Annotated in this window: 10 protein-coding genes; 5 read left to right on the top strand and 5 right to left on the bottom strand. The window is 72.0% G+C overall.

Annotation, left to right across the window (positions count from 1 at the left end; all coding sequences use genetic code 11):
• Positions 1-6 precede the first annotated feature (6 nt).
• The gene (locus ACFVYS_RS24725; RefSeq protein WP_389505283.1) at positions 7-2910 is read left to right on the top strand and encodes an SUKH-4 family immunity protein; all 2904 of its coding nucleotides are present in this window, start codon (positions 7-9) and stop codon (positions 2908-2910) included.
• 200 nt (positions 2911-3110) lie between these two features.
• Positions 3111-3995: a cellulose-binding protein gene (locus ACFVYS_RS24720; protein WP_389505254.1), complete on the top strand. Its 885-nt coding sequence runs from the start codon at positions 3111-3113 to the stop codon at positions 3993-3995.
• 105 nt (positions 3996-4100) lie between these two features.
• Here the strand turns inward: ACFVYS_RS24720 and ACFVYS_RS24715 are convergent, their stop codons facing one another.
• Together ACFVYS_RS24715 and ACFVYS_RS24710 are read right to left on the bottom strand one after the other, a co-directional pair.
• Positions 4101-4976: an LLM class flavin-dependent oxidoreductase gene (locus tag ACFVYS_RS24715; protein ID WP_389505252.1), complete on the bottom strand. Its 876-nt coding sequence runs from the start codon at positions 4974-4976 to the stop codon at positions 4101-4103.
• Positions 4977-5019: 43 nt separating this feature from the next.
• Entirely contained in the window at positions 5020-6039 is a 1020-nt protein-coding gene (locus tag ACFVYS_RS24710; protein ID WP_389505250.1) for an aldo/keto reductase, read from the bottom strand.
• Positions 6040-6317: 278 nt separating this feature from the next.
• Between ACFVYS_RS24710 and ACFVYS_RS24705 the strand changes: the two genes are divergently transcribed.
• Positions 6318-6908: a TetR/AcrR family transcriptional regulator gene (locus ACFVYS_RS24705; protein WP_389505248.1), complete on the top strand. Its 591-nt coding sequence runs from the start codon at positions 6318-6320 to the stop codon at positions 6906-6908.
• Positions 6909-7020: 112 nt separating this feature from the next.
• Here ACFVYS_RS24705 and ACFVYS_RS24700 read toward each other — a convergent pair whose 3' ends face one another.
• From ACFVYS_RS24700 to ACFVYS_RS24690, 3 genes are all read right to left on the bottom strand, one after another.
• Positions 7021-8631 (bottom strand): cation acetate symporter, encoded by a 1611-nt coding sequence (locus tag ACFVYS_RS24700; protein WP_389505247.1) that lies wholly within the window; start codon positions 8629-8631, stop codon positions 7021-7023.
• Positions 8628-9056 (bottom strand): DUF485 domain-containing protein, encoded by a 429-nt coding sequence (locus tag ACFVYS_RS24695; RefSeq protein WP_389505245.1) that lies wholly within the window; start codon positions 9054-9056, stop codon positions 8628-8630. Before ACFVYS_RS24695 ends, ACFVYS_RS24700 begins: the two co-directional genes overlap by 4 nt.
• Before the next feature lie 346 nt (positions 9057-9402).
• Complete coding sequence (locus ACFVYS_RS24690; protein ID WP_389505243.1) at positions 9403-10968, bottom strand: MFS transporter; 1566 nt, start codon at positions 10966-10968, stop codon at positions 9403-9405.
• A gap of 421 nt (positions 10969-11389) precedes the next feature.
• Between ACFVYS_RS24690 and ACFVYS_RS24685 the strand changes: the two genes are divergently transcribed.
• Entirely contained in the window at positions 11390-12178 is a 789-nt protein-coding gene (locus ACFVYS_RS24685; RefSeq protein WP_389505241.1) for an ABC transporter ATP-binding protein, read from the top strand.
• On the top strand, positions 12175-14754 hold the full coding sequence (locus tag ACFVYS_RS24680; RefSeq protein ID WP_389505239.1) for an ABC transporter permease: 2580 nt from the start codon (positions 12175-12177) through the stop codon (positions 14752-14754). The genes ACFVYS_RS24685 and ACFVYS_RS24680 overlap by 4 nt, the downstream gene beginning before the upstream one ends.
• Positions 14755-14968: the final 214 nt, after the last annotated feature.

Genomic DNA, 14968 nt, shown 5'->3' with positions numbered 1-14968 from the left:
TGGACGATGGTGACGTTCGCGCAGGCGCAGGAGCGCGCCGAAGAGTGGATCAACGGGGATGTGCCGGCGTACCAGCACCGTGAGGTGCGGGTACGGGAGTTCGAGCTCGGGTTCGTGGTGTGGGCCGAGGACCGCGCGGAGGGACCGCGTTCGGACGGCGGCGCGCAGCGGCTGGTGATCGCCCGGGACAGCGGGGAGGCCACGCTGTGGCCCTCGGCGCCGGTGGGCGAGGTGATCCGCCGGTACGAGGAGGAGTACGGCCGTACGGACGCCCCCGCCGACGCGGTGCCGGCCCCCGCGGCACGGGTGGATCTGAATCAGACGTCGTTCTTGTTGTCGCCGCCGGAGTGGCTGCAGGAGGCGGCGGACAAGCTGGGGATCGCGGATCGGCGAGAGGCCGGTTCCGGTTCCGGTTCCGGGAACGGTTCCGCGGCCGGCTCCGGGAACGGCGAGGCTGCTTCGGCGCCGGGCTCTGGCTCACCTGCGGGTGCGGGTGCGGGTGTGGGTGTGGGTTCCGGTTCGGGCGGTGACCCCTCGCTTCCCCGGACCCAGGGCGGGGTGTCGGGGAGCGCGCTGCCCGAGACACAGGCGGGGGTGCCCGCGGGTCCGGGCTCCGGTGGGTCGTCGGCGCCTGCCGCTCCCGCCGGGGCGACCCCGTGGGCGGGGACGGACACCAACGCCGACGCCGGTGACGACCGTTCCGTTTCGCTGCCCGCGACCGTGTTCGCGCCGCCGCTGAGCGGCTCCGACGACGAGGCGTTGCCGCCGACGTCCGCGCCGGACGCCAAGACGGCACTGATGTCGGGCGGCAGCGGGCTTCCGCGGACGGCGGTCGCCCCTGCGCTCGACGCTCCGGGGGCGGCCGGCACGGGGCCGGGTGGCGCGGGTACGGCCGGGAACACACCGGCCTCCCCGACATCCCCGACATCCCCGACTCCGCCTGCCCCGCCGACTCCGCCGGCCGGTCCGGCCGGTTCGTCGTACGGCTACCCGCAGGGGCCGGGCGCGGGCGCGCCGGGTGGCCCCGGGGTTCCGTCCTCGTCCCCGGGTTCTTCCCCGGGTTCGTCGCCGTCTTCGTCTTCGGCGGCCGCTCCGGGTACGCCGCCTCCGGCCGGTCCGGGTACGCCCGCGCGGTCGCTCGCCCCGAACGCCGGTGACATCGCGGACGCCGCGACCAGCAAGGCGGCGCCGCCTCCGCGTCGTCAGCGTGGTGGAGGGGCGCAGCCGCCGCCTCCGCCGAGTGCGCCGGGAACGCCGGGCGCGCGACCGGGGAACACGCCTCCGCCTCCGCCTTCCGGCCCGGGTGCGCCCGGTACCCCGGCGGGCGGCTATGTGCCCACCCAGCTCGTGTCGTCCCTGGGCCCGGACGGGTCCGCCGGTCCGGGTGGTCCGGGTGGTCCGGGTACGGGCCAGGGTGCGGGGGGTGCGCCCCAGCCTCCCGGTGCGCCTGGTGTGCCCGGTGGGCCGAGCGCGCCCGCAGGGCCGAACCCGCCCGGGGGTACGCCTCCCGGTGGCGTTCACCACGCCGCGACGATGCTTGCCGACCCCGGTCGGATGGGACCGGGCGCGCCGCAGCCGCCCGGCGCCCCGGGTGCCCCGCATGCGCCTGGCGCGCCCGGTGCTCCGGGTATGCCCGGCGCGCAGGCCGCTCCGGGCGCCCCCGGTGCGCCCGGTACGCCCGGTGTCGTCCACCATGCGCAGACCATGTTGGCCGGGCCCCAGGCGGGTGGCCCCGGAGCGCCTTTGCCGCCGCAGGCTCCCGGTGGCCCCGGTTTCCCGGGTGCTCCCGGTGCTCCCGCGGCGCCCGGTTTCCCGGGTGCCCCGGGCATGGCACCCGCTCCCGGTATGGCTCCCGGCGCTCCCCGGCCCCCGATGCCGCCGGGCGGGCAGGCGCCGGGGCAGCCGCCCGCGTACGGGTATCCGCAGCAGCAGGGCCTGCCGACGGTCGGACCGGGTTATCAGGCCGTGCTGCGCTTCCGCGCGCAGGACGGCTCGGAGCAGCAGCTGATCCGGCGTTCGGCGCCGGGGACCCCGCACCCGGAGTGGCAGATCTTCCACGAGCTGCGGGCGATGAACGTGCCGCCGGACCAGGTGCTGGAGCTGCACACGGAGCTGGAGTCGTGCGAGCTGCCGGGCGCCTACTGCGCGCGGATGATGCGCGAACAGTGGCCGCAGGCCCGGATCACGAGCATCGCGCCGTACGGCACGGATCACGCGAGCCGGCAGCAGGGCATGCAGCAACTGCTGGCGCACCAGGGCGAGTTGCACCAGGTGGCGGACGGGCCGGCGCGTCCGGCGCCCGTTCGCGCGCCGTTGCCGCCGGTGCAGGCCGCGCCGCCGTTGCCGCCGGAGGCGATCGGGCAGGAGCTGGCGGCGGTGTTCGGGCCGGCGGTGTTCCGCTTCGAGCAGGCCGCGGTGTCCCGGCAGGGCGTGCCGCCGGTCGTGGCGCACACCCTGGTGGTGGCGGGTCTGCCGGCCGACATGGGGCCGTTCTTCTGGGCGCAGGCCCAGCCGGGCAGGCCGGTGCCGACCCTGGCGGAGCTGGCGGCCGAACGGGGTGTGCAGCCGGCGTCGGACGCGGGCTCGTACCTCGTCATGGGCACCGACTTCGGCAAGGCGATCTGTGTGCAGTACGGCACGGCGAACATCGTCGCCGTGCCGGTGGAGGCGGGGCCGGGCGGTGCGCCCGTACCGCCGCAGTTCGTGAACTCCGGGCTGCCGGAGTTCGCTCGCTGTCTGGCGCTGCTCGGGCGGATGTGGCGGCTGCGGTTCGGTCTGAACCAGGAGCAGGCGGGTCGCTGGACCGTCGACTTCCAGGCCCAGTTGGCCTCGCTCGACCCGGCGGCGCTCGGTTCGCCCGAGAGCTGGTGGTCGGTGCTGCTGGAACAGATGTGGGACGGGCTGCTGTGACGAACGGTCGCCGCGCCTGGTAAGGACGCGTAGGACGGAAAGGGGCCGGACCCGGTCGGATGATCGGGTCCGGCCCCTTTGTGTTCAAGGCTGGCCGTGGCCCGTGCGCGGAGTGTCGCGTTATGAACACTTGCGCCCGATCCATCAAGATATGCGCGAAATCATCATGTCGTGTCCGTCGGGTGACGAGGGGTTACAGGATGAGCAGCGCAGCGATGTCACCGCCGGGGTTCGTGACCGTTCGCGGCCGCGGCTACCGACCGGAACAGGTCGAGGCGTACACCGCCGCCCTCTGCGCCGGCCGGGACGCCGCGTGGGAACGGGCCGCCCGGCTCACGGTGCTCGCCAGGGAGATGGAGGAGGAGGCCAAGCAGTTGCGCGAGGTGGTGACCCGGCTCGCGCCGCAGACGTACGACTCCCTCGGGGAGCGCGCACGGCGCATCCTCCAGCTCGGACAGGAAGAGGCGGCGGCGGTCCGCGACAACGCGCGGAGTGAAGCGCGTGAGCACCTCGCCTACGTCGAGACGTGCGCCCTCGATGTGCGCCGCGCGGCCCAGGAGGAGGCGGACGCGCTCCGCGCGGAGGCCGAGGAACGCGCCCGCCAGCGGTTGCTCGCGGCCCGCGCCGAGGCCGACGAGCTCCGCATCGGCACCCGGCGCGAGGTCAAGGAGTATCGAGGCGAGGCCCTGGCCGCCCTGCGCGAGGTGCGGCAGCGCACCGCCGGCATGCTCGCCGAACAGGAGAAGGAGCAGGCCGAGCGATGGGCCGCGGCGGAGCGCGAGGAGGCCGAGCGGGTCGCCGCCCTCGACGCGCGACACGATCGGGCGGTGGCCCGCGCCGAGGCGGCGCTGTCCGAGGCCGAGCAGGCGTTCGCGGAGGCCGAGGAGTCGGCCCGCCGCTGCCAGGAGGAGGCACACGCGCGTGCCGCCGAGCTTCTCGCCGAGGCGCGCGCCCGGGAGGAGCGCGTCGTCCACGAGACGGAGCGGCTGCTGCGGGAGCACGACGAACGCCGGGACGACGTGCAGGCGCACATGGACCACGTACGCAACAGCCTGAGCGCACTCACCGGCCGCACGGTCGACTAGGACTGCTGGGACCGGGACCTGACGGGACTGCAGGGACCGGGAACTGGCCGGGTCAGGACCTGATGGAACCCGACCGTATCTGTCGGTCGCGCGGACGATCGGTGTCTACGACGAGGGGCTGACGATCTCGTCGGCGACCCACCGTGCGGCGTCGGCGGGATAGGGCGTCGGCAGTCCGAGAACGATGTGCCGGAAGCCGGCGCCGATCGCGGCGCCGACCGCGTCCCGGGTGGCGCCGGGCCGGTCGTAGGAGACGGGCAGGTGGATCGAGCGGGTGATCGAGGCGGGGTCGCGGCCGATCTCGGCGCAGTAGCGGTCCAGGAGGGCGCTGCGGCGGACGACGTCGTCGAGGTCGCCGCCCGGGATGTTCCACAGGTCGGCGTGCTCGGCGGCCACGCGCAGGGTCGCGGCCGAGCGGCCGCCGACGAGGATCGGCGGGTGGGGGCGCTGGACGGGCTTGGGGTTGCCGAACGCGCCGGTGAGCTGGTGGTGGGTGCCGTCGAAGTCGAACGGCTTCTCCTCGGTCCACAACCGTCGGATCACCGTGCAGGCTTCGGCGAGGCTCCCCACGGCGTGCGCCGTGTCGTGGAAGGGCAGACCGTGCGCCGCGTACTCGCGCCGGGCCGACGGGTGGTCGGGGCGTGAGCCGACGCCGATGCCGAAGTCGAGCCGTCCGCCGGAGACGATGTCGACGGTCGTGGCGATCTTGGCCAGCATCGCGGGTGGCCGGAAGCGGTTGCTGGTCACCATGACGCCGAGCCGCAGCCGTCGGGTCCGGGCGGCGAGCGCCGAGAGCAGGGTCCAGCCTTCGTGGGTGGGTCCGTCGGGGTCGCCGCCGATCGGCATGAGGTGGTCGAAGAGCCAGGCATGCTCGATCTCCGGGATCGCGTCCGCCTCGCGCCAGACCCGTAGGACGTCGTGGTAGTCGACCTGCATGGGGGCGGTCATGATCCCGAAGCGGGGCCGGGGTGTGACTGACATGGAGTGGTCGCTTCCTTCGGTGGGGGGAGGCCGTCCCGCGTGGTCAGCGGCGCCGCAGCGACGGGTCGAGGAGCGCGGGCGGGGTGTCGAACTTCTCGTGCGCGGCGAGGTCGGTGCCCGGGGCGACGACGGCGTCGATCGCGTCGAGCACATCGGCGGAGAGCACGGTGTCCGCGGCGGCGAGCTGCGCGCGCAGATGGTCCGGCGTGCGGGGGCCGATGAGCGCGCTCGTCACGGCGGGATGCGCGGTCACGAAGCCGAGCGCGAGCTGGATCATGGTCAGCCCGGCCTCGTCGGCGACCACGGCCAGTTGCTCCACGGCGTCGAGCCGGGCCCGGTTGGCGGGGACGGCGGTGTCGAAGCGTTGCGGCATGAACGTCGAGCGGCTGGTGGTGACGGGCCGGCCCTCGCGGATCGCGCCCGTGAGCCAGCCCGAGGCCAGCGGGCTCCACACCAGGACGCCGAGCCCGTACTCCTCGGTCACCGGCAGGACGTGGGTCTCGATGCCGCGCTGGAGGATCGAGTAGCTGGGCTGCTCCGTGACGTAGCGGCTCAGGTGGTGCTCGCGGGCCGCCCACTGGGCCTGCACGATGCGATAGGCAGGGAAGGTCGAGGAGCCGAAGTGGCGGATCTTTCCGGCGCGCTGGAGGTCGGTCAGCGCCGAGAGCGTCTCCTCGTCGCCGGTGCTCGGGTCCCATCGGTGGATCTGGTATAGATCCACGTGGTCGACGCCGAGACGGCGCAGGCTGTTGTCCAGCTCGGTGACGAGCCAGCGGCGCGAGCTGCCCCGCCGGTTGCGCTCGTCGCCCATGGGCATGCCGGCCTTCGTGGCCAGCACGATGTCGTCGCGCCGACCGGCGATGGCCTTGCCGACCATCTCCTCCGACTCGCCGTCGCTGTACATGTCGGCGGTGTCGACGAGGTTGATCCCGGCCTCGAGGGCGGCGTCGACGAGGGCGGTGGCCTCGTCCTGGCCGGTGCGCCCGATCCTGCCGAAGTTCATCGCGCCGAGCGCGAGGGAGCTGACCTGCACACCGGTGCGGCCCAAGGTGCGGTACTGCATGACCGTTGTCTCCTCTTCGAGGATGAGGCGTCGTGTCGCCACGCGTGCGTGGCTTGGTCACGGCCCGCCGCTCTGGCATGATGAGCAAACGGAACCGTGTCCCGTTTGAACATACGGAACGTCGTCCCGTTTAGCAACCGGATGGACGGCAGGTGGGTCCGCAGCAAGCGAGCCAGGCAGTGAGCAAGCGGACAATGAGCAAGCGGGCCGTGGGTCAGCGGGCAGTGGGCGAGCAAGCAGTAGGCAGTGGGAAAGCAGGCGAAGGAGAAGGTGGCGCGGTGAACGACGGCGACCGGGGCGCGGGGCACACGGACCGGCCCCAGCGGGCGGACGCCCGGCGCAACAAGGAGACCCTGCTCGACGCGGCAGCCGCGATCTTCGTGACGGCGGGCGTGGAGGCGCCGGTGCGCGACATCGCAGCCCGGGCCGGCGTCGGGACGGCCACGATCTACCGCCACTTCCCGACGCGGGCGGACCTCATCATCGCCGTCTACCGGCACCAGGTCGACGCCTGCGCCGAGGCCGGTCCGGCCCTGCTGGCGGAAGGCCCGACCCCTTACGTCGCGCTGGGGCGATGGATCGACCTCTTCGTCGACTTCCTGGTCACCAAGCACGGGCTCGCCGCGGTGCTCCAGCCCGACAACGCGGGCTTCGAGACGCTGCACGCGTACTTCCTCGACCGCCTCGTGCCCGTATGCGGCCGACTGCTCGACGCCGCGGCCGCCTCCGGTGAGATCCGGTCAGGACTCCAGGCCTACGAGGTCATGCGAGGCGTCGGCAACCTGTGCATCGGTGCGGACAATGATCCCCGCTACGACCCACCTCGACTGGTGGAACTCCTCGTCGCGGGACTGCGTCGTCCGCGTTGACTGCGTTGACTGCGTTGACTGCGTTGACTGCACGAACTGCACCGACTGCACTGACCGCCGTCAGGTGGCCGGTGCGGGGCGGTCGGCGGGTGAGTGTCCGTGCCGCGCGCGCTCATGCCTCCCTGCGTCCCGCGCCCGCCAGGATCCAGCCCTCCACCGCTTCGTACTGGCGGCGCTGCTCCTCCGCCTTGCGGTGCCCCGAGACCACCGTGCCCAGCCAACCGAGGGCGAAGCCCAGGGGGACGGTGACGATGCCCGTGGTGGTGAAGGGGAACCAGTTGAAGTCGGCCTCGGGGAAGGCGGAGACGGGCGAGCCCGAGACCAGGTTGGTGCCCGGCATGAGGATCAGGACGGACAGGGTGCCGCCGATGAGGGTGGCGAGGAGGCCCGTCCGGGTGTAGCGGCGCCAGAAGAGGCTGTAGACCAGAGCGGGGGCGAGCGCCGAGGCGCCGAGGCAGAAGGACAGGGTGACCAGGGGCTGCAGGCTGCGGTGCTGGACCTGGGCGGCGAGCAGGATCGTCGGGACGCCGACGGCCAGCGCGGACAGCCGGGCCAGGAGCATCTCGCGGCGCGCCGACATGTGCGGGTCGCGTGCCGCGAAGACGTCGTGGGCGAGGGAGTTGGCGCAGGCGAGGATCATGCCGGCGACCGAGGCGAGCACGGTGAGGAAGATCGCCGTCGTGACCGTCGTGAAGAGCAGGGTCTCGGCCGTGGACACCTCGCTGCCGAAGGCGCCCCGGGAGCCCAGCAGGTAGGCGGTGTTGCCCTGCGGGTCCGCCTGTGCGATCACCGCGCGGCCGACGATCGCCGTCGCGCCGAAGCCGACGACCGTCATGATCAGCACGAACAGGGCGACGCCGGAGACCGCCCAGGACATCGACCGGCGTACCTGACGGGCGCTGGAGGCGGTGTACATGCGCATGGTGATGTGCGGCAGACAGGCGCCGCCCAGGACGACCGACAACTGGGCGGTGATCATGTCGACGCGGGGGAAGGGGCCGCCGGCGAACTCCAGCCCCGAGTGCAGGAAGGCGTCGCCGACCCCGCTGCCCTCGGCCGCCGCGTCGAAGAGGGTGCCCGGGTTCCAGTCGAAGCGGTACAGGACGAGCACCGCGATGACCGTGCCGGAGCCGAGCAGCATCACGATCTTCAGCATCTGGATGAGGGCGGTGCCCTTCATGCCGCCGATCGCCGCGTAACTGATCATCAGCACGCCCATGCAGACGACACAGCCCGTCTTCACCGAGGCGCCGGAGAACCCCAGGATGAAGGCGAGCAGCTGACCGGTGCCGGCGAGCTGCACGAGCATCATCGGCAACAGCGCGGCGAGGGTCACCGCGCACGCCGTGATGCGCACCGCCCGCCCCGGCATACGGCGGGCCAGCGCGTCGCCCATGGTGAACCGGCCCGCGTTGCGCAGCGGTTCGGCCAGCAGGAACATCATCAGCATCAGGGAGAGTGCCGTACTGAGGGCGAGGACGACACCGTCGTAACCGCACAGCGCGATCACCCCGCCGGTGCCCAGGACGGTGGCCGCCGAGATGTAGTCCCCCGCGATGGCCAGGCCGTTGCGCAGCGGGGAGAGGGAGCGGTAGCCGGTGTAGAACTCGGCGAGGTCGTCGCGGTCGGGGCCGGTCATCACGCACAGCAGCAGCGTGATCGTGGCGATCGCGGTGAACGCGACGAGGGACATCGTCTGCGCGTCGTCGCTGAACTCCGTCATCGTCCGGCCTCCTTGGTACGGGTTCCGCGCGCGTCCCGCTTCGCGTCGATCTCGGAGAGTTTGCGGATGCGGTCCGCGAGCGGGTCCACATGGCGGCGGGCGGTCCGCTCGTACAGGACGATCGCCAGGCAGGTGACCGGGAGTTGCAGCAGGGCGAGCAGCAGACCCGCGGGGAGGCCGGTGGCGACCCTGTCGGCCATCAGGGACGGCGCGTACGCCGACAGGACCAGGAAGACGACGAAGTAGCCGAGCGCGGTCAGTGTGGCCACCCGCCGCTGGCGGCGATAGGCGCCGCGCAGGACCCGCAGGTCGCTGTGGCGCCCCAGCGGGGCGTGGTCGGCCGGCCGGCGCCGAGGTGGCTCGGGCGGCTGGGGTGGCGGCTGCCATGGGTAGGTCGGGCCGGGGTGTGACGGGTCGTGTGACATCCCGTGCTCCTTGCGTGGCTCGGGTCCGTGGCGGCGGACCGCAGGGAGTGGGGGGTGGTGCGAGGGACGCACGTTACTCGGGAGTACGGCGGCTGCGAAGGGTTTTCACCGAACTGAGTGGTCGGTATGCGCTTACTGCGCGAAATGCCGCCTGACCTGGTGTGTTACCCGCGTTAACCCCACACGCGTGTGACTCCTGTGGCCTTTGTGGCGATCATCTTCACAGAAGCGCGGTGGGGTCATCGGCCGGCCGCGCGGTCGGGTCATCGGCCCATCGGCCAGCCGCTCGGTCGGCCCGTCGGCCCGTCGGCCCGTCAGCCGATCGGTCCCTCGGCCCACCAACCCGTCAGTCCGTCAGTACGGGGAACCGTCGTGGCGCCACGCACAGCAGCACCAGGAAGGCGAGCGCCGCCGCGCAGGCCGCGCCCAGGTAGACGGCGTGCACGGCGCTCGCGACGGCGTCACGGACGGCCTCGGGTGCCGTTTCGGTGGCGAGCGCGCGGGTGACGGAGTCCAGATCGCCCGCGCCGCCCAGCCGGGCCGCCAGCACCCCGTTGGCGACCGCGCCGAACACCGACGCGCCGATCGTCTGCCCGGTCTGACGGCAGAACAGCACGGACGCGGTCGTGGTGCCGCGTTCCGACCAGCCCACCGTCGACTGCACGCCGACCAGGAGCGGGAGCTGGAAGAGGCCCAGCGCGGCGCCGAGCAGCAGCATCAGCAGGGCCGGCTGCCAGGCCTGGCCGGGATACGGCAGGAACGGGAACGCGAGCAGGATCAGCGTCGCCGCGCCGATGCCGAGCAGCGCCGTGTCACGGAAACCGATGCGCCGGTAGACGTGCTGGCTGAGGGCGGCGGACAGCGGCCAGCTCAGGGTCCAGACGGAGAGGACGAACCCGGCGGTCACCGGTCCCAGGCCCAGCACCGACTGGGCGTACGTCGGCAGGAAGACCGTCGGGGCCACCATCAGCAGACCCAGCGCGCCGAGCGCGAGGTTGACCGCCGCGATCGTGCGGCGGCGCCACACCCAGCCCGGGATGATCGGCTCCGCCGCCCGGCGTTCGATGACGACGACGAGCCCGGCCAGCGCCAGCCCGGCACCGAACAGGGCGAGGGACGGCCCCGACAGCCACGGCCACGCCACCCCGCCCTGCACCAGCGCGGTCAGCAGCACCCCGCCGCACGCGAACACCGTCAGCGCGCCCGCCCAGTCGACACGCGCGCGTGCACGCGTGGCGCCACGCGTCGCGCGTACCCGCGACCCGCCACGCGCGCGTGGAGGCGGCTTCTGTCCGGACGGCGACGACTGCCGCTGCGGCTCGTGCAGATGACGGACGATCAGCCACAACGCCACGGCCCCGATGGGCAGGTTGATGAGGAAGATCCAGCGCCAGTCCGCGTAGGCGGCGAGGACCCCGCCCAGGCCGGGCCCCGCGACCGCCGAGACCGCCCACACCGTGGACAGCTTCGACTGGATCTTCGGCCGCTCCTTCAGCGGATACAGGTCGGCGGCGAGCGTCTGCACCGTGCCCTGCAACGCCCCGCCGCCCAGGCCCTGCACGATGCGGAACGCGATCAGCGCCCCCATGTTCCAGGCCAGGGCGCACAGCAGCGAGCCGAGCAGGAAGAGGGCCGCCCCGGCGACCAGCACCGGCTTGCGGCCGAAGGTGTCGGACAGCTTGCCGTAGACCGGCAGGGTGACCGTCACGGCGAGCAGATAGCCGGAGAACAGCCAGGAGAAGACGGAGAATCCGCCCAGGTCGCCGACGATCTGCGGGACGGCCGTGGAGACCACGGTGGAGTCGAGGGCGGCAAGCGCCATGGAGAGCATGAGGGCGGCGACGACCGCTCCCCGTCGGTCCGGTGCGGTCGGCCGTGCGGCCTCGCGTGTCGCCGGTTGGATGTCCCCCACCTGATGCCCCCGTATCTCCCGTGCCCCTTGCATCTAACTGCCGGGGGTCAGCTTCCCACTTGACCCTCGCGTCGCGGGAGGGTGGAGCCTGACCGGGCCGGAGGGTGGAGGCAACCCCGAGGACCCTCCACCCCGAGGTGGACGGCCCCTAGGGGTACCTCCGTACTACGGCTCGGGGAGGGTTCGTACTGCCGGAGGAGGAGATGGGCGGGGTCCCGTCCTTAACCTGGCTTTACGCCGCTGGGGGGCGGCCGGCACCACTTCCGGGGGGTGGGGTTAACCCCCCGGAAAGACGGGCCCGAGCACCAGCGCGAGGGACCCCCTCCCGCCGACAGACTCTTCGACGTAGCGCTTCGCACCATCCCTTGATCGTCCGATGCGCCGCTCATTCGCTTCTGACATCCGACATAGGAGACTTACCGTGACTTCGGCTGTGACCATTCCCAGGCACGGGGGCACTGGAGGGCGTACGGCCGTAGCCGCGCGGGCGCGGCAGGTCGTCAAGGCGTACGGGTCCGGTGAGACCCGGGTCGTCGCCCTGGACCACGTCGACGTGGACATCGCCCGCGGTCAGTTCACCGCGATCATGGGCCCCTCGGGGTCCGGCAAGTCCACCCTGATGCACTGCCTCGCCGGTCTCGACACCGTCTCGTCCGGACAGATCTACCTGGACGAGACCGAGATCACCGGGCTCAAGGACAAGAAGCTCACCAAGCTGCGCCGGGACCGGATCGGGTTCATCTTCCAGGCGTTCAACCTGCTGCCCACGCTCAACGCGATAGAGAACATCACGCTGCCGATGGACATCGCCGGCCGCAAGCCGGACCAGGCGTGGCTGAACCAGGTCGTGGAGACCGTCGGGCTCGCCGACCGCCTCAGGCACCGGCCCACCCAGCTCTCCGGCGGTCAGCAGCAGCGCGTCGCCGTGGCGCGCGCCCTCGCCGCCCGCCCGGAGATCATCTTCGGGGACGAGCCGACCGGAAACCTCGACTCGCGCGCGGGCGCCGAGGTCCTGGGGTTCCTGCGCCGCTCGGTGGACGACCTGGGCCAGACCATCGTGATGGTCACGCACGACCCGGTGGCGGCCTCCTACGCGGACCGGGTGCTGTACCTCGCGGACGGCCGGATCGTCGACGAGATGTTCAAGCCGACCGCCGAGACCGTCCTGGACCGGATGAAGGACTTCGACGCGCGGGGGCGTACGTCATGACCGTCATGAAGACCTCGATGCGCAACTTCTACGCGCACAAGGGGCGGATGGCCCTGTCGGCCGTGGCGGTCCTGCTGTCGGTGGCGTTCGTCTGCGGGACGCTCGTCTTCACCGACACGATGAACACCACCTTCGACAAGCTCTTCGCCAGCACCTCCTCCGATGTGACGGTGAGCGCGAAGGGCGCCTCCGACACCGGCGAGACGACGTCCGACAACGGGAAGCCGCCGGTCATGCCGGCCTCCGTGCTCGGTGCGGTCCGCAAGGCGGACGGGGTGAAGTCGGCGGAGGGGACCGTCTTCTCGACCTCCGCGACCGTCGTCGACGCCGACAAGGACAGCCTGTCGCCCACCAGCGGCGCGCCCACCATCGTCGGCAACTGGAACGGCAACGACGCCCGCACCATGGAGATCACCGACGGCGCGGCGCCCAAGGGCTCCGACCAGGTGATGGTGGACGCGGACACCGCCGACAAGCATCACCTGAAGCTCGGCGACCGGATCGGCGTGATCACCGCGGTCGGCACGCACTCCGCGAAGATCTCCGGCATCGCCGCCTTCCAGGTCACCAACCCCGGCGCGGCGATCTTCTACCTGGACACGAAGACCGCCCAGGCGGCCCTGGTCGGCGAGTCGAACGTCTACACGAACGTCAACGTGACGGCCGCGTCCGGCGTGAGCGACGCGCAGCTGAAGAAGAACGTGGCGGCCGAGATCGGCGCCGACTACAAGGTGCAGACAGCCAAGGAGACCGCCGACGCCAACCGCGAGAGCGTCGGGGGCTTCCTGGACGTGATGAAGTACGCGATGCTCGGTTTCGCCGGGATCGCCTTCCTCGTCGGCATCTTCCTGATCATCAACACCTTCTCCATGCTGGTCGCGCAGCGCACCCGTGAGATCGGCCTGATGCGGGCCATCGGATCCAGCCGCAAGCAGGTCAACCGGTCCGTTCTCGCGGAGGCCCTGCTGCTGGGGGTGGTCGGCTCGCTCCTCGGCGTCGGCGCGGGTGTCGGCATCGCGATCGGGCTGATGAAGCTCATGAGCATGACCGGCATGAACCTGTCCACGGACGACCTGACGGTCGCCTGGACGACCCCGGTGGTCGGCATGGTCCTCGGCGTCGTCGTCACGGTCCTCGCGGCGTACCTTCCGGCCCGCCGTGCCGGCAAGGTCTCCCCGATGGCCGCGCTGCGCGACGCCGGCGCTCCCGCCGACGCCAAGGCGGGCGCCGTACGGGCCGTCATCGGCCTGCTCCTCACCGGCGCCGGCGGCTTCGGCCTCTACCTCGCCTCCGCCGCCGACAAGGCCGCAGAGGGCTCGCTCTGGCTGGGCCTGGGCGTGGTGCTGAGTCTGATCGGCTTCGTGGTGATCGGCCCGCTGCTGGCGGGCGCGGTGATCCGGGTGCTGGGCGCGATCGTGCTGCGGGCCTTCGGACCGGTCGGACGGATGGCGGAGCGCAACGCGCTGCGCAACCCGCGCCGCACCGGCGCCACGGGCGCGGCCCTGATGATCGGCCTCGCGCTGGTCGCCTGTCTGTCGGTGGTCGGCTCCTCCATGGTCGCCTCCGCCACGGAGGAGCTCGACAAGAGCGTCGGCACGGACTTCATCATCCAGAGCGACGGCGGTCAGCTGATGACCCCGCAGGCGGTGCAGGCCATCAAGTCGACACCGGGCCTGGAGCGGGTCACCGAGTACAAGTGGACCCAGGCCGACTTCACCACGCCGGACGGCAAGACGCTCGACAAGACGGCGATCACGGCGGCCGACCCGACCTACGCGACCGACCTGCGTGTCGAGACCGTCGCCGGCAACCTCGCCGACGCCTATCGTCCCGACTCGATGTCCGTCCACGAGAAGTTCGCCGAGGACCACAAGGTCACCCTCGGTTCCGAGATCTCGGTGGCCTTCAAGAACGGCTCCACGGCCCGGCTGACGGTCCGCGCGATCACCAGTAGTGACGCCGTCATCGACCAGGGCGCGATGTACACCTCCATCTCCACCCTCAAGAAGTACGTCCCGGCCGACAAACTGCCGCTCGACGACCTGGTCTTCGCCACGGCGAAGGATGGCCAGCAGGACGCCGCGTACACGTCCCTGAAGACGGCGCTGCACGACTACCCGCAGTACACCGTCCGCGACCAGACCGACTACAAGCAGGAGCTCAAGGACCAGATCGGGCAGCTGCTCAACCTGATCTACGGCCTGCTGGCCCTCGCGATCATCGTGGCCGTCCTGGGCGTGGTGAACACCCTCGCGCTGTCGGTGGTGGAGCGCACGAGGGAGATCGGCCTGATGCGGGCGATCGGTCTCTCCCGCCGCCAGCTGCGCCGCATGATCCGCATGGAGTCGGTCGTCATCGCCCTCTTCGGCGCCCTCCTGGGCCTCGGTCTGGGCATGGGCTGGGGCGCCACCGCCCAGCAGCTCCTCGCCCTCCAGGGCCTGAACGTCCTCGAGATCCCGTGGCCGACGATCATCGGCGTGTTCATCGGATCCGCCTTCGTGGGTCTGTTCGCCGCCCTGATCCCGGCGTTCCGCGCGGGCCGCATGAACGTCCTGAACGCGATCGCGACGGACTAGCCCCACCCGAACCAGCCCGGCACCGAGAAGAACGGGGGTCTTCTCGGGGCCGGGCTCATTCGTGCTTCCTCAGCCGGTCCGGCGTTCGAGGACGAGACCGCGCAGGCCGAAAGCGGGGGTCCGGGGGCGGCAGCCCCGGGGTCGGGACGGGAAGGGGCGGCGGGGGCGAGGAAAGTCCCGCACGACCCCACCGTCCCCCGGGTTGTCCACAGCC

This window comes from Streptomyces sp. NPDC058295 (genome assembly GCF_042880655.1).
In the GTDB taxonomy this organism is placed as follows: Bacteria; Actinomycetota; Actinomycetes; order Streptomycetales; family Streptomycetaceae; genus Streptomyces; species Streptomyces coriariae.
This window is presented reverse-complemented; position numbering and strand designations above follow the sequence as displayed.